General features: G+C 62.2%; 21 protein-coding genes and 4 tRNA genes. 6 read left to right on the top strand and 19 right to left on the bottom strand.

The genetic code is table 11. The features are described 5' to 3' along the window. Nucleotides 1-5: 5 nt before the first annotated feature. Nucleotides 6-371, bottom strand: a complete 366-nt coding sequence (locus K1X59_RS10600; RefSeq protein WP_220173391.1) for an SdpI family protein — start codon at nt 369-371, stop codon at nt 6-8. Between the two features lie 158 nt (nt 372-529). Next, nucleotides 530-605: transfer RNA gene (locus tag K1X59_RS10595), tRNA-Val, on the bottom strand. A 151-nt stretch (nt 606-756) separates the two neighbouring features. On the opposite strand from K1X59_RS10595, the gene K1X59_RS10590 reads away from it, so the two are divergent. From K1X59_RS10590 to K1X59_RS10570, 5 genes are all read left to right on the top strand, one after another. Continuing rightward, nucleotides 757-829 (top strand) — tRNA-Gly (locus tag K1X59_RS10590). 54 nt (nt 830-883) lie between these two features. After that, a tRNA-Cys gene (locus tag K1X59_RS10585) sits at nt 884-954 on the top strand. A gap of 27 nt (nt 955-981) precedes the next feature. Further along, nucleotides 982-1,053 (top strand) — tRNA-Val (locus K1X59_RS10580). 162 nt (nt 1,054-1,215) lie between these two features. After that, nucleotides 1,216-2,088, top strand: coding sequence for a hypothetical protein (locus K1X59_RS10575; protein ID WP_183150097.1), 873 nt, complete (start codon nt 1,216-1,218; stop codon nt 2,086-2,088). A gap of 61 nt (nt 2,089-2,149) precedes the next feature. Then, nucleotides 2,150-2,641, top strand: a complete 492-nt coding sequence (locus K1X59_RS10570) for a hypothetical protein (protein ID WP_183150096.1) — start codon at nt 2,150-2,152, stop codon at nt 2,639-2,641. On the opposite strand, the gene K1X59_RS10565 is transcribed toward K1X59_RS10570, so the two are convergent. From K1X59_RS10565 to K1X59_RS10520, 10 genes are all read right to left on the bottom strand, one after another. After that, entirely contained in the window at nt 2,642-2,815 is a 174-nt protein-coding gene (locus K1X59_RS10565; RefSeq protein ID WP_183150095.1) for a hypothetical protein, read from the bottom strand. A gap of 51 nt (nt 2,816-2,866) precedes the next feature. Continuing rightward, nucleotides 2,867-3,628, bottom strand: a complete 762-nt coding sequence (locus tag K1X59_RS10560; protein WP_183150094.1) for a hypothetical protein — start codon at nt 3,626-3,628, stop codon at nt 2,867-2,869. A 75-nt stretch (nt 3,629-3,703) separates the two neighbouring features. Then, a complete protein-coding gene (locus K1X59_RS10555) occupies nt 3,704-3,928 on the bottom strand; it encodes a hypothetical protein (protein ID WP_244631873.1) in 225 nt (74 codons plus the stop codon). Nucleotides 3,929-4,359: 431 nt separating this feature from the next. Further along, nucleotides 4,360-4,974, bottom strand: coding sequence for a GntR family transcriptional regulator (locus tag K1X59_RS10550; RefSeq protein ID WP_183150092.1), 615 nt, complete (start codon nt 4,972-4,974; stop codon nt 4,360-4,362). A 167-nt stretch (nt 4,975-5,141) separates the two neighbouring features. After that, complete coding sequence (locus tag K1X59_RS10545) at nt 5,142-5,786, bottom strand: hypothetical protein (protein ID WP_183150091.1); 645 nt, start codon at nt 5,784-5,786, stop codon at nt 5,142-5,144. Beyond that, nucleotides 5,783-8,410 carry a phage tail tape measure protein gene (locus K1X59_RS10540; protein WP_183150090.1) on the bottom strand — a complete coding sequence of 876 codons (2,628 nt, stop codon included), beginning with the start codon at nt 8,408-8,410 and terminating at the stop codon, nt 5,783-5,785. The genes K1X59_RS10545 and K1X59_RS10540 overlap by 4 nt, the downstream gene beginning before the upstream one ends. Beyond that, nucleotides 8,403-8,930 (bottom strand): hypothetical protein, encoded by a 528-nt coding sequence (locus tag K1X59_RS10535; protein ID WP_183150089.1) that lies wholly within the window; start codon nt 8,928-8,930, stop codon nt 8,403-8,405. Before K1X59_RS10535 ends, K1X59_RS10540 begins: the two co-directional genes overlap by 8 nt. Before the next feature lie 151 nt (nt 8,931-9,081). Beyond that, nucleotides 9,082-9,990 carry a hypothetical protein gene (locus K1X59_RS10530; protein WP_183150088.1) on the bottom strand — a complete coding sequence of 303 codons (909 nt, stop codon included), beginning with the start codon at nt 9,988-9,990 and terminating at the stop codon, nt 9,082-9,084. Nucleotides 9,991-10,156: 166 nt separating this feature from the next. After that, on the bottom strand, nt 10,157-10,744 hold the full coding sequence (locus K1X59_RS10525) for a hypothetical protein (RefSeq protein WP_183150087.1): 588 nt from the start codon (nt 10,742-10,744) through the stop codon (nt 10,157-10,159). Nucleotides 10,745-10,762: 18 nt separating this feature from the next. After that, nucleotides 10,763-11,389 (bottom strand): hypothetical protein, encoded by a 627-nt coding sequence (locus K1X59_RS10520; protein WP_183150086.1) that lies wholly within the window; start codon nt 11,387-11,389, stop codon nt 10,763-10,765. 190 nt (nt 11,390-11,579) lie between these two features. On the opposite strand from K1X59_RS10520, the gene K1X59_RS10515 reads away from it, so the two are divergent. Further along, nucleotides 11,580-12,149 carry a hypothetical protein gene (locus K1X59_RS10515; protein WP_183150085.1) on the top strand — a complete coding sequence of 190 codons (570 nt, stop codon included), beginning with the start codon at nt 11,580-11,582 and terminating at the stop codon, nt 12,147-12,149. Between the two features lie 162 nt (nt 12,150-12,311). On the opposite strand, the gene K1X59_RS10510 is transcribed toward K1X59_RS10515, so the two are convergent. The 7 genes from K1X59_RS10510 to K1X59_RS10480 form a co-directional block, all read right to left on the bottom strand. Further along, nucleotides 12,312-13,169, bottom strand: a complete 858-nt coding sequence (locus K1X59_RS10510) for a helix-turn-helix domain-containing protein (protein WP_183150084.1) — start codon at nt 13,167-13,169, stop codon at nt 12,312-12,314. A gap of 244 nt (nt 13,170-13,413) precedes the next feature. After that, entirely contained in the window at nt 13,414-13,599 is a 186-nt protein-coding gene (locus tag K1X59_RS10505; protein WP_220173390.1) for a hypothetical protein, read from the bottom strand. A gap of 71 nt (nt 13,600-13,670) precedes the next feature. Next, nucleotides 13,671-13,856, bottom strand: a complete 186-nt coding sequence (locus K1X59_RS10500) for an AlpA family transcriptional regulator (protein WP_183150083.1) — start codon at nt 13,854-13,856, stop codon at nt 13,671-13,673. Nucleotides 13,857-14,228: 372 nt separating this feature from the next. Continuing rightward, nucleotides 14,229-14,765 carry a helix-turn-helix domain-containing protein gene (locus K1X59_RS10495; RefSeq protein ID WP_210274168.1) on the bottom strand — a complete coding sequence of 179 codons (537 nt, stop codon included), beginning with the start codon at nt 14,763-14,765 and terminating at the stop codon, nt 14,229-14,231. Beyond that, nucleotides 14,755-15,108, bottom strand: a complete 354-nt coding sequence (locus tag K1X59_RS22860) for a helix-turn-helix domain-containing protein (RefSeq protein WP_183150081.1) — start codon at nt 15,106-15,108, stop codon at nt 14,755-14,757. Before K1X59_RS22860 ends, K1X59_RS10495 begins: the two co-directional genes overlap by 11 nt. Further along, nucleotides 15,108-15,476 carry a hypothetical protein gene (locus K1X59_RS10485; RefSeq protein ID WP_183150080.1) on the bottom strand — a complete coding sequence of 123 codons (369 nt, stop codon included), beginning with the start codon at nt 15,474-15,476 and terminating at the stop codon, nt 15,108-15,110. The genes K1X59_RS22860 and K1X59_RS10485 overlap by 1 nt, the downstream gene beginning before the upstream one ends. A gap of 84 nt (nt 15,477-15,560) precedes the next feature. Then, the gene (locus tag K1X59_RS10480; protein ID WP_183150079.1) at nt 15,561-16,724 is read right to left on the bottom strand and encodes a site-specific integrase; all 1,164 of its coding nucleotides are present in this window, start codon (nt 16,722-16,724) and stop codon (nt 15,561-15,563) included. Between the last annotated feature and the right edge of the window lie 176 nt (nt 16,725-16,900).

Here is a 16,900-nt window from a genome sequence, read left to right as displayed (position 1 = left end):
GGTGACTACGACCCCGACGTGTCCCGGGTGGACCGGGCTGCCGAGGCGGCCGGAAGTGCGGACCCGATAACTAAGACCAGCCCCCACACGACTGCGCCGCCGAGCAGTACTCGACCGACATCCGCGTGCCCGACCAGGACCGCGGTCGCGGCGGCGAGTGCGGCCAGGACGACCCCGCCTCCGGCGACGAAGAGCAGGGGCGCCATCGCCCGATGAGCGGAGACCCAGGCGTCGCCGTCGCGGAGTGTGCGCGACGTCCGGTACCCGAGTATCCGCTGCCGCGGGAAGGTGCCGCGACGGCTCGCGCGGGCCCACCAGAGCAGGGCTGCCCCGAACAACACCATGACGCCGGCGCCTGCGATCTCCATCATCGGTCCTCCTGCTCCCTGCTGTCGTCTGCCTTCGAGGCTACGGCGGTGCACGAGGGGTGATCGACATTCCACGGTGCCGATCGCCGCCCTCCGCGTCGTACCGCGGTATGACTGCGGGCGGGTGATCCGGGGCCGTTTCCGTGCCGGGGGAGTAGTCGTGGTGGGCGATACCGGACTCGAACCGATGACCTCTTCCGTGTGAAGGAAGCGCGCTACCAACTGCGCCAATCGCCCATACCCGTGGGGTACGTCACCCGATACTACCCGACGCCGTGGCGCCCTGTTGACCAGTCTGAGAGACACGCGCGAGAATCGCTGCCGGTTTGGCGAAGGGCAGATCTTCGGCTAATGTTTCATGAGTGCCCGGGACAACCGGGAATGAAATGCGGATGTAGCGCAGTTGGTAGCGCACAACCTTGCCAAGGTTGGGGTCGCGAGTTCGAGTCTCGTCATCCGCTCGAGTGCAGCAGGTCTTCTGTCGAAGATCCGCGGCACGTGGGGTCAATCCACACGGTGGCGTGGCCGAGCGGCTAGGCACCGGCCTGCAAAGCCGTTTACACGGGTTCGAATCCCGTCGCCACCTCACGGGAAAACTGAATAGCCCCAACGGGCGCGATTGGCGCAGCGGTAGCGCGCTTCCCTGACACGGAAGAGGTCACTGGTTCGATCCCAGTATCGCGCACAGACAAACCCCCGGTTCTCCGGGGGTTTTTTCGTGCCCGGGTGGGCGTGGGCAACATCTGGGCAACACGATCCGGCAATAGTGCGGCCCGAAACTTTCTTGGTTACAACTGTGTCTCGACGGCGGAGACCTTCTGATGCTCCGCCCAGACAGGGGCAGGCCATGAAGAACCAACCATCGACCGTCGCGCAAGGACCTGGCGGTGAAACGGCTGAGTACGTGTTCGTGACACCGGAACTCGCAGTGAGTTGGCTCGCGCTGAACATCGACAACAACCGCAACGTGCGCAAGAGCCGCATCAACGGTTACGTGCGCGACATCCAGAGTGACCGCTGGGTCGTCACCGGCGAAGCGATCAAGTTTGATACAGCAGGACAGCTCGTCGACGGCCAGAACCGATGCCAGGCGATCGTCGCAGCCGGTAAGGGTGCCTGGGTGCTCGTCGTGCGAGGGATCAGCGAGGATGCGCTCGTCGTCCTGGATTCCGGGTCAGCACGCAACGCAGGCGACATGCTCGTAATCACGGGTCTCGCCGACCGGGCGGACGCGAAGGACGTGGGTGCGATCGCACGCCTGTACTCGGCGTACCAGGCTGGTGATGTAAAGCACGCGGCTTCCAATCTTGGAGGAAGTACCGGCATCACCAAGTCCGAGCTTGCGGACGCCGTGCTGGCGATCCCCGACATCGAGTTCGCGGCCCGTCACGCCCGCGGCATGTATCGGTATCTTCGACTGCCCGTTAGCGCGCTCGGAGTGGCATTCCTTGAGTTCTCAAAGCTCGACGTCGATGACACGGCAGAGTTCTTCAATCGGATCCGTGACGGCATCCAGAACGGCCCTGGTGACCCATTCCTAACACTCGCGCGCCGGGTGTCCAACGACCTTCAGGCTGGCGCCTCCCGGCGCATCGTGCCGGGCCAGGCGCTCTTCTACCTCTTCCGCACTTGGAACGCCTTCCGGGAGAGGGAGTCCCTCGTGAAGCTGCAGATTGGTTCGCCCCAGGCTGGCTTCACGCCGATCCCGGTGCCAAAGTGAATTGGGAACGTTCATGGCGGCACGCTTGCTCGCTCAGCATCGACTACAGAAGAGAGTGATCGTGAAGACGTACGAAGTCACTGCGGAGCGCGACGGCAAGTTCTGGTTCGTGCGCATCCCCGAGCTCGAGGGTGTGACGCAGGCGCTGACCGAGGAGGAGATTCCGGTGATGGCGCGTGACTACATCGCCGTGACACTTGGTGTCCCGGGGGACTCGTTCGAGATCGCCCTCAACCTCTGGCGATCTGAGCCGCTTCCCAACGGCGTGGACGAGATCATTGAGTATCTGGCGAGGAAAGCCCGGGGGTACAACAACCGTCTCAAGTGGAACGAGCAGGAGAAGCTGAAGGCCGACCTGATGAACGAGCCAAACCGCTGGCTTGTCGTCACGCCTGAGCGACTTCGAGCACGAGCCGAGAACGCAGGGATGCGCTCAGAAGATGCGGCTCTGATCTCTGATTACCTACGCCGGAGGAAGCAAGGGCGGCGGCTAGTACCTAAGGCAAGCTACCGCGAGTTCAAGTTCGGGTACGTAGTGGACACTCTTCCTTGACTAGGAAGCTGCGGCCTGGAACTTTTCGAGCAGGAGGCGCGTTCGGCGGATGCGCTGGGATGAGGGGACGCGCTCATCGCGGAGCGCCTTGGCCAGAGCTTCACGTTTGACAGCTGCGAAGTACTCCTCGTCGAGGACCACCTCAACGTCCTGCGTCTGCGAGATGTCAATCATGTTGCTCCCTTCACATCGAGTGTACGTCCGGAATCCGACATTCGGCTGATTTCATCGCTTCCTGGTGGGTGCAGGCCTGTAACCATGAGCTGCCGCCTCGGCCATGCTGAGCACGGCGGCAAGCGCGCCGACGATGGCTACGTCGGCGGGTTCAAATTCATTCGGATTGAGTGAGTTTACGGTCAGGACGCCGACGCCCGCGTCGCCCATCTCGATTCGAAACGTGAGAAATCCCTTGTAGACGTGAGCGTTCGCGTCCCAACCGGCCGGCGCAGAGACGGTGAGGTTCGGATAGATGACAGGTCCGTGGCCGTCGAGAGCCTGCCAGATCTCACTTTGCGGATCATCGGCTTCGACGAACTCGGTTGTCGCGTTGTCGCGGCGGTTGTCAGAGTAGTTGTATTCCGTCCCCCGCATGGCGCGGCGGCCCACTAGCGCGGTGCGGTCCTCCAACATGAAGTAGGTGGCCCGGGCCGTCTTGGAAGCGACTAGCTGCGCCGTTGAGATGACGACGTTAAGGCGGAGGGCGTGCAGTGATTCCTGGCGCTTGGCCGGAGCGCGAAGCGCCATTCGCTGCACCTGCGCGATCATCCGATTCATCGGGCCATCGAAGACTTCGTAGAACTGTGCTCGAAGTGCCTTGATGTCTTCTTTGCGACTATGCACCACGACCAGGTCAAGAATTTTCGTTAGCACGCCGAAGACCGCGGTGGCGATGCCAGTCACCAACAGCCCAACACGAAGGCTGCTGGCATCTATTGCAGGCGTGAGCGCCACAGCAAACGTAAGGAAGGCGGTGACGATACCCGCCAAGCCAGTGAGGATCGTCGTCGACCACCGCAATATGGACACAAGGCCAATATGGCACTGGGCACACCTGGATCCAAGTCAGTCGTAGGTGCGGTGGACGTGCCATCCGTCTTCACCCTTGTAGACGTCGAAAACGAACGAGATTCCCGCCTCGTCGGTTCCTTGGAATCGCCACCCGTAGAGCCCGTGGTGGGGTTCGTCGAGGGGGAGGGTCCAGCTCGAGTGTCGCAGCCGGGTGGGGGTGTCGGTGACGCGCCATCGGCGACCCGCGTAGACCATCCTCGTGGGGATGTCCTTGACCATCCATAGAGTTGCGACGTGTTCGATCGTTGGCGTGTCCATGGGTTAAGAGAATAGAACAGATGTTCGATACTTGCTACCCTTGACCCCAGGCCGGGGAAGAAGGGTGCCGGTGCGGGAAATCCAGGAGCAACACTGTCCGCGTACCGTGACATGCAGTCGCAAGCACGGTCAGTCCTGGAAGCCGCGAAACACGGCCCGTTGCAGTCGCTCACTGACCGGGAGATGGACGTTCGTGGGCAACCGTTGACGATCTACCCTCACGCGTTGCAGAAGCGTGTGCGGGCGTGGGTGAGGTTCGGTCCCGAGGCGGTGCGGGTTGACGCGAAGCTCGTACGCTCCACGCCGCTCGCCGCAGGTATCGAGTTCCGCGCCGAAGACCAAGTATTCCGGTGCTGGGTGTGGGGAAACGCCGTGACTCTGCAGGGGGATGCCTAGGCCGCGGCGCCTTCCGCTCGGACCGTGTCAATGAACGTGACGATGGCGTTGACGCCGGTGCTCTGATCGCCGGTCTTGAGCGCCTGGGCGATGCCGTTCGCGAGGTCTTTCCCTGCGGTCCAGTCGAAGGCGTGGGCCGAGGCAAGCCAGTACCGGGAGACCTGAGCGGCGAGCTGTTCAATGGCCGCCTGCCGAGCCGGGTTGCCCTCGATCCGCGCGTACTCGGAGGCGATCGAGAACAACCCGGTGGCGAACGCACCCAAGTCGTGGCGGCTCACCGCCGAGGAAAGTCCCTTCACCAACCGATTGAGTGCGCTCGCATCGGCCTTCTCAAGGGTGCTGCCGACTCTGCGCGCCGCCCCACCCCAAGTGTCACCGAGAACGTCGAGCGCGTTCGCCACCTGATGAGGATCAATCGCAGCGACACGGGAGTAGCGGTTGCGCTGAATCTCCACGAGGCCCTGTTCCCCCAGGCGGTCAAGGGCATGGCGGATAGGCGTCTTCGACGTCCCGAACGTCTCCGCGATCTCAAAGTCCCGAAGCGGCTCACCGGGAGGCAACTCGCCACTGATGATGGCATCACGGAGTCGGGCGTAGGCCTCGTCACTCATCGATCGACGCTCGAGCGGACCACCGGATAGTGCCATGAGTAACCTCCATGTCGGGATCCCTCGATGATACCTGCTGAAGTTCTACCCCATTGGCGAATGCCACATGTCGAAAGCCAGAGATCGTTGGAGACGGCCCGCCCCAGTTGAGGCCAGGACGGGCCAGAGTGTCACATTCGAACGGATGGCAGACTCTGGTCGTAGTCCGGAAACCTGTGCCAGACAGCTTGGTCCACACGCCCGTTGGACACGTGGGTGGCTTGCAGCTCGCCGCCGATACGCACGAAGGCTTTGCCTTCCTCCCTGAACCTTTCCTGCTCCTCACGGATGCGGCACGCGAGGTCGATCTTGGCCTCGTACGTCTCGGGATAGTCAAGCGTGAACTCCTGCGGTCCAGGCTTCACGGAAACCTTCCCGAGTTCCTCCCGCTTTGACTCGAACTCTGCACCATCCCGCGATGTGTACGAGTAGACGCTTACATGCTCTGAGCCATTAGGGAAGCCGAACAGAGTGATCGTAGAGATCCCGTCGTCGGGGCGCTGCTCCTCAAGGCCGTCCCTGATGTGCCGCAACAGCTCCGGCGCAACGCCATTCACCGCCTCAATATCTTCCCCAGCATCAACTTGCATCAGGGTCCGGTAGAGGTGTAGGCCGATCTCAGCCGTGCCCATCGTCGCCATCGCCAGGTTCAATCCAGGGAGCGCCGACACCTTCGACTGATAGCAAACGGGCGTCACGCCGTCCCCGGCCGTGACCAATGTGTCAGACAGCATTTGCACGTAGTTCTCGTGGTGCTCCCAGATCAGAAGGCTCATGACCTTCCTCCTTCCCAGCGTCCGATCATTGCTGACGGTATCTCCATCACGTGTTCCGGGCTATCGGCAGTGAGTGCATAATCACTTCGAGCGCCTGTCAGCAGTGCTCGCCACTCGCCGATCGCGCTGTGCCCTCCAGCGGCGTCAACTTCGTCCGCAGTGAGCACGTGTTCACCGGGCGCGAGCATTCGGAGCTCTGAGTCTTTGCCCTTCGGCCCCGGCCCGCGCACCGGACCACCCGTCGACATGCCAGGGGCGACTGTGGTGCTGCCCACCCTGAACGATTGACCGCCCTGAGCATCAACGAACACCTTCACCCGCCGGCCATTGTTCAGCGTCACGAACCTGTCGATCTGTGACTGTGCCGTCGCGGTCTCGACGAGCGCGTGAAACTCTTTCTCAGTCGGCATCTGGAAGATCCGGTCAGCGAGCGCCTTCACCTGGTTAGCGTTGTAGCCAGCACTCACGGCCGAGTCGATGAATGCCTGACGCTGAGATGCGAGCGTAGCCGCGTATTTCTTCGCGGACTCATCAGCGCTCATCGTGGTCACGTCCTGCTGTAGCTGCGCCTCAGCAGCCGCCCGGGCCTTCTCCGCGATCTCACCCATTGCGGCAGCGTTCGCTGACCCCGAAACCGTAGACTCGTCCAGAGACAACCCCAACTTCTCCGCCTGACCTTTAAGTCCGTCCATGGCCGACAAGTAATTGGCGTTCGCCGTGATCGCATCGACAGCAACACCGTTCGCCGCGTTGATCCTGTCGATCAAGCTCGTGAGCTGCGAGTTCAAATCCTGAATGGCGTCAGCCTGCTCGATGTACGCACCCGCAGCGCTCTGTGACTGTGCCGTGGCTGCCGAGTTCGCCTTCTCCTCCTGCCCTTTCAGCCTGAGTCCGTCGTCGATCGCGGCGTTCTGCTCCTGGATGCCACCGATCATCGCCTCAAGTGCAAGACGCGTCTCGTAAGCGTTCATACCCGTGTCGCCCTGGATCTTGTTGAACGCCTCCTGGTCGCCACTGAGCGCCGCGTAGTACGTGCTGAGCTGGTCGATCGCGTCGGCATTCTTGAGGGCCGCGTCGGTGACGACATCCGCACCCACACCGAGCTTCTCGGCGGCGTCGTAGGCGGACTGCCAGTTGAACGTGAGCAGTTCCCCGCCCTTCTGGAGTTCGTCGATCGCGGTGGCGCGGGCGGCTTCGGTGAGCTTGTTCGTGCCGTCCTCGATCGCATCGGCGTACTGCTGTGCCCGCTGCTGCGCCTGCTGGTGCTTCGCCGCGAGCTCGCCCACGATCATGAACAGGCCACCGAGGGCGAGGGCCGCGCCGCCCGCGGCGAACCCGATCCCCTTCATCGTCCAGGTGGACGCTTCCACGGTGGCTTTGAACTCCAGCCACTTCGGGATGGCGAGGAACGCGGCGCCACCTGTCAGGGCGACCGCTGCGGCTGCACCGCCGAGAGCCATCACGGTTCCTTGCACGGGGGCGGGGAGATCGTTGTACATGCCGATGAGGCCGGTGAGTGCCTGGACCATCGTGCGGAGGGTGTCGTTCGCCGTGGAGCCTGTATCGATCAGGGCGGTCTCGAATGCCCCTCCTAGGGCTTCCACGTCACCCTTGAGGTTGTCGAGCCGCATGGCGGCTGTGGAGGCCGCGTAGCCCTGGTCATCGACGGCCTGTGTCCACTCGGTGATGCCCTCAGACCCTTGCTGGTACAGCACGGTCGCCGCGCGCACCGCGTCGGCTCCGAAGATCGTCTTGAGGGTGGCGTTCTGCTGCTCGGTGCTCAGACCGGACAGGCCCGCCTTGAGCTTCCCGGCGTACTCGGCGAGGCCCACGAAGTTGCCCTGTGCGTCGTACGCCTGGAGGTTGTAGCGTTCCATCAGTTCGGCGGCCTGAGCCGATGTCGGGTTGAGGGACTGCAACATGCTCTTGAAGCTCGTCCCCGCATCCGATCCCAACAGACCCTGCGCCGCGAACGCCGACAGGCCCGCAGTCGTCTCCTCGATCGAGAGACCCGTCTGCTTCGCCACAAGGGCCGACTGGTTCAGCGCCTGGGACAGGTCGGTGACATCGCCCATCGCCTTACCGGCGCCCGCCGCCAGAAGATCAGCAACATGCGACATCTCGGAACCGTTGAGATTGAACTGCTTGAGAGCCGTAGCCGCAATCCCGGCCGCAGTCGCTACGTCCAGACCACCGGCAGCAGCCAGATCCAAAGCGCCCGTCAGACCCCCACCAAGAATGTCTGCGGTCGAGACGCCCGCCTTCGCCATCTCCTCAATAGCCTGCGCTGACTCCGTCGCGGAGAACACGGTAGCTTCACCCGCATCCAACGCCGCCTGACGAAGAAGATCCATGTTCGCGGCGCTCTCGTGTGTCGACGCTTGAACATTGGACATCTGCGCATCGAAGTCCGCAGACGCCTTCGCAGCCAACGTCAGACCTGCCGTCAGCAGAGTTCCCATCACAAGTCCAGTACTCCCGAGCTGCTGGAAGGCTTGCTTCTTCTGAGCCAGCTTCTCCGCCTCGGTCCCCACCGTCGCCGTCGCATTCGCAGCATCACGCATCGACTTCTCGTAATCCGACACGACCGCCGATAGGCGTACCTTCACGATCCGATCAGGCATTCGGGTCACCTCCTTCTGCGATGAAATCGACAAGCTCCTCGAGAGGCAGATCCCCGACCTCTTCTGCCGGGTCGCCGTCCCGTTCCTTCTTCGCCTCGCGGCGCTGCTTTGGCTCCCAAATATGCAGAGCCCACACCGCCATCCGAAAGTTCTGAGCGTCCTCCGGTGGCATCTCCTTGTAGATCTCAGGCCAGATGTAGACGGCCTCCTTGTCGCGCACTCGATACAGGTCATCGACCTCGTCGCCGACGACCAACGTCATTCCGGGGTAGTTCATCGCGACCTTGTCCAGCGAGAACCACAGCGACGCATCTATGGGGCTGCGCCCGGGAGGGAAGCGCTCTGTCAGTTCGTTGAATTCGTGCGGGTGTACGAACGGTACCCGGAACGTCGCCGGGGTTTCCCCGAAGACGGTCTCGACCTCGACCGGCTCGATCGCCTCGTAGTACGCCTTCGACTCAGCGACAAGCTCCTCAGTGAACTGCTTCTGCTTCTCGATGAGCTCCTTGATCTTGCTCATGGTGATCCTTTCAAACGAAGGACGGCGCCCACCGGAATTGGTGGGCGCCGTATAAAAAAACGGGCTCAGTGCGCACGCATAACGGGAGCGGCTATTCCCGGCGACCTTTTGGGGTGCTGAGGGAGTCCCCCGCACCCCTTGCGGTGTTGGTTCAGTTCGTGAACGCCTTTCGTACTGCGTCTTCGACCCGAGTCGCGTCGTTGACGTTCGTGGGTGTGACGCGCTCGGGCTGTTCTTGCGGACGCGTGTCGACAGGGAAGCGCTTGAGGGTGTGCTTGGACTCGTCGGGGATCTGTCCGTCGATGAGTTCGGCGTGACCGTCGTGAACGAACTTCGCGAGGACTCCTAGGGAGTGGGTGCGGGTGGTCAGTACGGTGCCTGCCTTGTTGCCGCCGAGGTTCTTGAGCAGGCGGACGGCGGTGGTGCTTCCGAGTGCACGACCACGGGTGTCGGAGCTCGGAAGGTTGGCTGGGTCGATGGCCATATGAGCGCTGTCGCTGTGCTTCTGTGTTGTGTGGCGGATGTGGCCAGCGACGGAGCCGATCGTGGAGACGCGGCCACCGCCGATCGTGATGGTTGTTCCGGTTGGGCCTGCCGACGAGATGTGGATCTCGTCGCCGTTAACGGTGAGGCCGGTATCCGGGACGCCGAGTTGCCGCAGTCGGGTGACCCAGCCGGTGATAGCGCTGTTGCGGGTTTCGTTGGCGGTGGTGATGTCTGCGAGTGCCTGTCGGAGCTTGCTGATGGCGTCTTCGATGGGCGTGGTCGCGAGAGCCGGGTCGTCGAGTAGTTCAGCGATCGCGTCGGCGATGCTGTTCCGGTCGGCGAGGTTGTTGAGTTCGGCTTCGGCGGCGTGACGGGCGGCGTCTACCCGCATCGTGGCGAGGTTGAGGCGGTCGGTATGTGCTGCGAGCGTTTCGGCGCCGAGGTTGCCGGCGAGTGCGGAGGCCCTGAGAGTGTCGGTCTGCGCGGTGAGGTTCTCGAGTTCGGCTTCTGCGGCTTCGAGCGCTTCCGTGCGAGGGGATCGCAGGTCGATTGTGTGCTTCTGGATCTTCGTCATGGTGTGAGTTCCGTTCTTCGGGACAGGCCCGTTCTGAGGAAAAAAATGTCGGGGAGGGAGGACGGCAAGCCCCAGAGACCCGCTGGTCGTGGGGTTTGGGGTGCCCTCCCCCTGGGTAGGCGAGAGGGCTCCACGCGTGTGCGCAGAGCCCTCATCGTGTTGCTGCTTACATGTATGCGACAGCTCGGTTGAAGCTGGCGTCGTGAAGCTCGTGCAGCTTCTGGACGTCATGGACGAGCTGTGCCACAGCAGGGTTGTCGGCGGCGAAGGCTTGGCTTGCGTCGTTCCACCGGTTCTCGACTGCGCGCCGATAGAGCGCGTGAGCGAGCGTCCTGTCGTTGGTGCGGATGGCGCGTGCCATGACGGTTGCCGCCTTGTCAGGATCGTCGATGTTCTCGGCCCTGTCCTGCGCATCACGGAATGCCATGATGTTCTCGCTCGTGTAGCCCACGTACCCGTCGAGGCGTCGCTCGAGCTCGGAGATCTTTGTGGTGATGATCTGCTTCTCGGTTGCGATACCGGCTTTGCGTTCGGTGGCTCGGGTGCTTTCGAGTGCGTCGATGCGTTCCTTCTTGCCCTGGTCGCTGAGGCTGGGATCGTTGTTGATCGCTTGAATCGCTCTGCTGTGTGCGGTGCTCGCGGCGGTGTTCGACTCTCGGAGGGTCTTGATGCGGGTGGCTACCTCGACGAGGTTCTCACTGTCGGTGGATCGGATGGTGACGTTGCTTCCGTCGCGGAAGTTCATTGTGGTCATGGTGTCTCCTCGTGTTGGTTAGGCCAGTTCGCCGGTTGCGATCTTTTGGATTCCGGCGTCATTGAGGTTGCCGCCGATTTCTCGGGGAGGTGTGACGGAGTAAATGGCGCCGTACCCGTCGAACCCGTTCTCCTCCTGCTGTTTCGTCCAGCGATCGATGTTGGTGAGGTCTTCGAGGGGTTCCCGCTGGTGGGGGTAGTTGTCGGTGTAGGTCCCGATCACTCCGACCCACTCGAAGTGGAGGGCCCGGGATAGGACGGCGGTGGCGAGTGTGTCGTCGCGGCTGATGCGGGCGCTGATGAGCAGGGCGAGAGCGTGGTCTTCGTCGTCAGGTCCGAGACGAAGTGCTCGGTCTTGAGCATCGCGGTAGGCGACGACTCCCGCGGGGCCGATATCCCGCTGACCGAACAGGTTGCGCTCCACTTCGTCGCGCTTCTTTGCGGTGGTCGTGCGTTCCTCGCTCAGTAGAACCTCCAGCTTCTGCTTGGCTGCGAGGTAGTGCTGTGCGATCTCCTGGCGCTTGGCCTGTGGCGTCAGTCGCCCGTCGTTGCGCACCTTGTCGAGAGCGGTGTCCAAGGTGTCCTTGATGGGTTTTGCGCGCTCGCGGATGGCGTCGATCCGGTTCTCGAGTGTGGTGAGGGCCATGTGGTTCTCCTTTAGTTGGTGTGGTCGGGGCAGGTGTTGGTCCAGTGCCCGTTGGTATTGATGGAGGTCCAGCCGGCGGCGTGTGCTTGCCTGCTGAGTCCTCCGTGTGGTTGTCGTCCGTCTGGGACGTAGACGTTGTCGCATGTGTCGCAGAGGACTGCGGTTCGAATGGTCATGGTTTACTCCTTTCATGGACATCGATCCGCAGATCATTGAGTTGGGTTCGCGACTGGCTGAGGCTGCGGCCCGTAATGGCGCATCGCTGGTGACGGATCGCGTGCGTGGCTTGCTCGCGTCGGGGAAGAAGGACGACACGATCGCGGGCCTTGAGCAGCTCGTCTCGGAGCTCGTTTCTGACAAGAACGAGATCACTCGTATCGCGCAGGCTTATCAGTCGGAACTCGTGGCTCAGCGGCTCAACAGCGGCGACGTGCAGTACATCGCAAACACTGTGGTGCCGCTTCTCGAAGAGTTCGCTGACTCGATGGGCGGCGCAGAGGGAGCGAGCTTCCGGGCGAGCATCAATGGTCTGAAACCGTTGTTGTCTGTCGAAACGGTCAACATTCTCCAGCTGCTCGGCTTCAACTTCCGGCGCGCGATTGGTGAGCCGTTGACCGAGCTCGTGGCCCATCTGATCAGTTCTCGTACGCAGGAGCCGAACGCGTTGCAGGTGGAGAACTTGAAGAACCAGCAGGCGCTTGCAAAGCTCGCGATGGACCCCGACGCCTACGATCGGTTCCGGTCTCTTTTCGGGGCGTAGCGTGCTCCTCCTTTCAGTGGCTTGACCGTTGGATCTTCGGGTAGACGGTGCAGTGCGGTTCGTGTTGTTCCTGCCTGACCCGTGCGCCTGATCCGGTGCGGAACCACCTGACCCACGGCCAGCAAGTGACGCACGTAGCGGGCATGATGCTCACTGGTCGATTCATGCGCTGTTCTCCTTCATCCCGAATCCGTACTCGAACACTGAGTCGGGTTGGCCTGCTGATTCCGCGAAGGCTTTACCTGCGTCCGTGAGCGCGAAGAACTCTGGGTCGCCGGCTTGCGGGTAGTACATGTCGTCGGGTCGGCCGAGCTCTTTGAGGTATCCGCGGATTCTCTGGTCTGCTTCATCGCGGGTGAGGTTGCGCCACCGTTGTAGTTGCAGGTCGTTAGGGATGCCTCCTCCTGTCGCGTAGTTGAGGTGGATGGCAAGGTCTTTCAGGTACGCCACCTGCTTCTCGGTTGCTTCGTCATGCTGTGCATCGCTGAATGTGAATCTGTCTGACCCGACTTCCTCGAAGGCGGGTGTTACAGCTTGTTCATGGATCTGGTTCTTGTAGGTCTTGTTTGGGTGACTCCGAGTCACTGGTGTAGGGCCTGCTTTGTCACTGGCCGGTGACTCGGAGTCACCGGGTTGATCGATTGCGGCTTCAATCAGTGACTCGGAGTCACTAGTGACTCGCTTTGGGATTCTTCGTCCTCTGGCGCTCGTCTCCCAGATCCGGTCAGGTGCTTCGTTCGCGAGCGCGACGGTGTAGATGTTCGGCTTGTTGTCCTTGATCGTGCTTCTACGCTCGACTTTGACCATCTGGCGCTGCTCGAGGCCTTCGATGGCCCGCATGACCGATCGGCGAGAGATGCGCGCACAGTCTGCGATCGTCGACATCCCCGGGTAGCACTTTCCGGTCTTTTGGTTCCGGAACCTGAGAAGAACGATGTACACGATCAGTTCGTGCGCGGAGAGGTCCGCGTCATCGATCAACCAATTGGGGAGTCGGACGAACCCGTCTGTCTTTGCCACGCGTCATCCCCTTTCGCCCGCTGCCGACTCGACGCGATCCGCTCGCGCGCTTCGTGGAACTCCCTCATGCGTCTCTGGAACGCGGTCTCCTTTGTGTTGCGTCTCATGTGAGCCCCTTTCGCGGGGTGATGTTCAGTTGGAGCAGACAACGCCCCTCATCGGCCGGGATGAGGGGCGTCGGTTCTGCTGTGTCGTGTCGGTGGAGTGCTGCCAGAATGTGTGTCCGGTGTCGCGATTAGGGCGCTCACCGCAATGTCCGCATGAAGTCCACCCGTTGCGCCGCGAGCTCGCCCGTCGGGTCCGGGATACCCGTGTGCGTCAGCACGTGCAACTGCTGATGACTGATCGCTCCCCGCCTTAGCGCGTCGATGAGTTGGACCGTTCGGACGAACCCGATCGACCGGAGCGCTTTGCGGATGATCTTTGTCATCTTTGCGGGGGGCACTGCGACCGCATGTCCGGCGTATGAGTAGCGGATGAGCCGTTCAACAGGACCGAGGGTCACGCCACGTCCCGGGTCAGTGGGCGGGTCCACCTTTCAACGCTAGCCATATCAATTCGGATGAGTCGAGGGCCGAACTTCACGGCCCGGATTGTCCCGTCCGTGATGCGGCGCCGTACGGTGTCGGTACTGACCCCCATATCGCCTGCTACCTCAGCGATGCTTCTCCACTCGGTGTGCGACATTCCTACCTCGATTCCATGTTCTAACCGGGGCAGGTAGCCTGTTGCCACCCACTCCGACACCTAAGCGCGTCTCCGTGGTAGCGCCCGCTCAACGCTCTGACCTGTTGAGCGGGCGCGCTTGTACCGCGAAGCTCTTCCGTGTACTGCACGGCACGAGGCCGCATAACTATTAGAGCGGGTCACCGTGACCTTCGCTGGTGCTAGGTCCAAAGCGAATATCGGCGTCTACCTGCTTCCAAGGCACTTATTGTCGCTGTATCCCCGTAATTCCGCGCATTTTCATTGAGGCCGAAGTTGGCGCCGCTGTGAGTTATCCACACGTTATACACAAGTTTTCCGCTTGTGTATAAATGGAACCTGTGTATGGACCGGTCACGGAATGATCTTGTCGGACTCCAACACCGGCTTGAGAATGAACGGGTCTCGGATCGGGTAGCGGCGTCCGATCGTGTACGCGAGGTCATGGAGAGCCCACATGAGCGCTAGCTGTTTGCGGACAGGGGTCCAGAATCGGTTGTCGTCTCGGAACATGTTCTGGTCAATGGCGAGCACGATGAAGTCCGGGTCGTCGGCTCCAACCCAGAGAGACGCGGCGATCCTTCGTCCCACCGCTCGTGTCTGCTCGTCCTCATCAGGTTCGACCACGCCTGTCGTCGGACAGGATTTGGCGCGTTCTTCCGCTTCCCTGAAGACCGAGGGGACGTCTAAGCCGAGTGCGCCGCACATGCGGACCACTTGGTCGATCGGGATGGATGGCCCCATTGGTTTCAACCGAACGCTCACTTGCGCTTGAGACATCCCGGCGGCGGAGGCGAGGTCTTTCTGAAGCATGTGCTTCTCTCGCATCGCCTCCCGGATGATGGCAACGATGTGATCGTCAACGCGGGAACGGGGTCTCTTAGCAGGCATCAGCTATGTCCTCTCGCCACCCGCGCCCGACGCGGCGGACCATGGCCGCGAACTGTCCAGCCTGCGTCTGGTTCCACGCATAATGCGGCCAACGTCTCGAGAGCGTCTTGTTGGAGCAGCCTACGGATCGTGCAGCCTCGCTGATAGAGGCCCCGTCTTCCAGGAGCCGCAGCGCTGTCGCCAGCTTCTGTTGCGGCAGGGGAGAGGCCGGTGGACAGTGGGTCTTGCCTGTTGAGTGCCGCCACCGGACGACTGTTCGGCTGGATACTCCGCAGATCTCTGCGATTGCTCGAGCCGACAGCCCGTCTCGTTCGAGAGCGTAGAACCGCTCATGCACGGCCATCAAACATCTCGATCCGCGAGAGCACTTGTAACGTCTGGGTGGCGCCGAAGTGTTGGCGTAAGTTCGTCGGCGAACTGGTCATACAGGTCCGCAGCTTTCGTAAGGACTGCGGCCAGGTTGCGCAACGTGTTTGTGGGCTCGCCGGGCTCGAGCCAGATTGAGCCCTGGCTGATCTCGAAGTCGAGGCGAGGTTCTCCGTTCCTTACCTCGAGCGTAAATCGTTCCTCGACGTCGCCGACCTCTATGTCGACCCGTTTCTCGTGAACGCCGTCGACCTCGGGGTCGCGGTGATCCAGCTCGCACCACGAGTGCTCGGTGCATTGCTGGTGGTCGTCCGTACTTGCGGATGGGATACTTGAGTTGGTCATTTCGACTCCCAGTTGTTTGACCTAGCCCTCGCCGAGCTGCAACTCGACGGGGGCTCTTCATATGGCGACGGGCGCCGCCACGACTTACGCGAGTTCGCTCATGCGCCTCGCGAGCTCTTCATCCCTGCCTGCGGTGTGCTGGTAGCGCATCGCGGCGGCCACCGTCGAGTGCCCTAGCCGCGCCTGGAGCTCTTTGAGAGTGGCGCCCGCAAGTGCGGCCCTGGTTGCGCCGTAGTGCCGCAGCGCATGCCAGGGCATGTCTCCTCTTCCCGCTGTTCTGCGAGCAGGGTCCCAGTGTTTGTAGAAGGCTGACTGAGCGAGGTGTCCGCTGCCGTCCGCGGATGGGAACAGGAGGCTGTCGGCAGACCGTCCAACGTGTTCATCCAAGTGGGACTCGACGATCTCGTTGACGTGTGGTGGAAGGACGATGGTCCGCACGCCAGCTTCCGATTTAGTGCGCCCAATCACGAACCCTTGGCCGGAGACGTGGGCAACTGCACGCGACACGTTGACGACGATCGAGCCGGGTCCCTCTTCTGTGTCGAGGGCCTCGATGTCACGCCGCCTAAGCTCCGTGAGTTCGCCGTAGCGCAGGCCAGCCCATGCGGCGAGGATAACAGCGGCACGGAACTTTGGTGTGATCGCGTCCACGATGGTTTGCAGTTCGGAGGCCGTAGGCGGCTCGACTTTCTTCCCCGTCGACGCAGACGCAGCGCCGCGTATTTGACACGGGTTCGTCTTGATGCGGCCATCGGCAACCGCGGTGGTGAGGATCGCCTTGAGCAGCTCGTACGCTCGCGCGGCCTGAGTCTTCGTTCCGGACGCGATGAGCGAGGAGTACCAGGCGCGCACCTGGTCGGGGGTGATCGCGGAGAGGCGTGAACCTGCGAAGGGGGATAGGGCGCCTGCAAGGAGCCGGCGGTACTCGGCTGCTGTCCGTGGGCGCAGGTGTTCACCGTTCCGATTGGTGCGGGTGGCAACCCAATCTTCGCCATACTCGGCGAATGTGGCGCCGCGGCCCTTTCCTGCCTGTTCTGCGCGCACCGTTTCGAACTCGGACCAGGTGCCATCGAGTATCCGTGCCTGCTGAACGGCTAGCCACCCGCGTGCGTCAGTGATTCCGTCGAATGTTTGCGGTGCATTGTGACGTCGACCGTCCGGGCCAACGTAAGACGCCTGATAGCGGCCAGAAGAGCGCTGCCTGATGGCGCCGAACGATTCGCGCCTCTTTCGTCTTGTGCCGGCCATGCGGTCCTCCCTGGGCAACAACGGGCAATATCTACTGCGTGCCTGTGCGTCTTCGTGCGTCCCAGTGACCTTAACACGGCTCGGCCCGATCCGCACTATAGCGCGGAGGAACCGCGAGATGGCGCGGCTTCGCCCAGTGTCGCTCATACTGTTTCGATCCCAGTATCGCGCACAGA

It is taken from the genome of Microbacterium sp. Se5.02b (assembly GCF_019464375.1).
Classification (GTDB): domain Bacteria; phylum Actinomycetota; class Actinomycetes; order Actinomycetales; family Microbacteriaceae; genus Microbacterium.
The sequence above is the reverse complement of the archived record's forward strand: the minus strand, read 5'-3'. Positions and strand labels throughout refer to the sequence as shown.

Bases quoted from the DNA above. Each gene is read 5' to 3' on its own strand.
- K1X59_RS10600 (WP_220173391.1), bottom strand. From the start codon at position 371: ATGATGGAGATCGCAGGCGCCGGCGTCATGGTGTTGTTCGGGGCAGCC.
- K1X59_RS10575 (WP_183150097.1), top strand. From the start codon at position 1,216: ATGAAGAACCAACCATCGACCGTCGCGCAAGGACCTGGCGGTGAAACG.
- K1X59_RS10565 (WP_183150095.1), bottom strand. From the start codon at position 2,815: ATGATTGACATCTCGCAGACGCAGGACGTTGAGGTGGTCCTCGACGAG.
- K1X59_RS10555 (WP_244631873.1), bottom strand. From the start codon at position 3,928: ATGGTCAAGGACATCCCCACGAGGATGGTCTACGCGGGTCGCCGATGG.
- K1X59_RS10550 (WP_183150092.1), bottom strand. From the start codon at position 4,974: ATGAGTGACGAGGCCTACGCCCGACTCCGTGATGCCATCATCAGTGGC.
- K1X59_RS10545 (WP_183150091.1), bottom strand. From the start codon at position 5,786: ATGAGCCTTCTGATCTGGGAGCACCACGAGAACTACGTGCAAATGCTG.
- K1X59_RS10540 (WP_183150090.1), bottom strand. From the start codon at position 8,410: ATGCCTGATCGGATCGTGAAGGTACGCCTATCGGCGGTCGTGTCGGAT.
- K1X59_RS10535 (WP_183150089.1), bottom strand. From the start codon at position 8,930: ATGAGCAAGATCAAGGAGCTCATCGAGAAGCAGAAGCAGTTCACTGAG.
- K1X59_RS10530 (WP_183150088.1), bottom strand. From the start codon at position 9,990: ATGACGAAGATCCAGAAGCACACAATCGACCTGCGATCCCCTCGCACG.
- K1X59_RS10525 (WP_183150087.1), bottom strand. From the start codon at position 10,744: ATGACCACAATGAACTTCCGCGACGGAAGCAACGTCACCATCCGATCC.
- K1X59_RS10520 (WP_183150086.1), bottom strand. From the start codon at position 11,389: ATGGCCCTCACCACACTCGAGAACCGGATCGACGCCATCCGCGAGCGC.
- K1X59_RS10515 (WP_183150085.1), top strand. From the start codon at position 11,580: ATGGACATCGATCCGCAGATCATTGAGTTGGGTTCGCGACTGGCTGAG.
- K1X59_RS10505 (WP_220173390.1), bottom strand. From the start codon at position 13,599: ATGACAAAGATCATCCGCAAAGCGCTCCGGTCGATCGGGTTCGTCCGA.
- K1X59_RS10500 (WP_183150083.1), bottom strand. From the start codon at position 13,856: ATGTCGCACACCGAGTGGAGAAGCATCGCTGAGGTAGCAGGCGATATG.
- K1X59_RS10495 (WP_210274168.1), bottom strand. From the start codon at position 14,765: ATGCCTGCTAAGAGACCCCGTTCCCGCGTTGACGATCACATCGTTGCC.
- K1X59_RS22860 (WP_183150081.1), bottom strand. From the start codon at position 15,108: ATGGCCGTGCATGAGCGGTTCTACGCTCTCGAACGAGACGGGCTGTCG.
- K1X59_RS10485 (WP_183150080.1), bottom strand. From the start codon at position 15,476: ATGACCAACTCAAGTATCCCATCCGCAAGTACGGACGACCACCAGCAA.
- K1X59_RS10480 (WP_183150079.1), bottom strand. From the start codon at position 16,724: ATGGCCGGCACAAGACGAAAGAGGCGCGAATCGTTCGGCGCCATCAGG.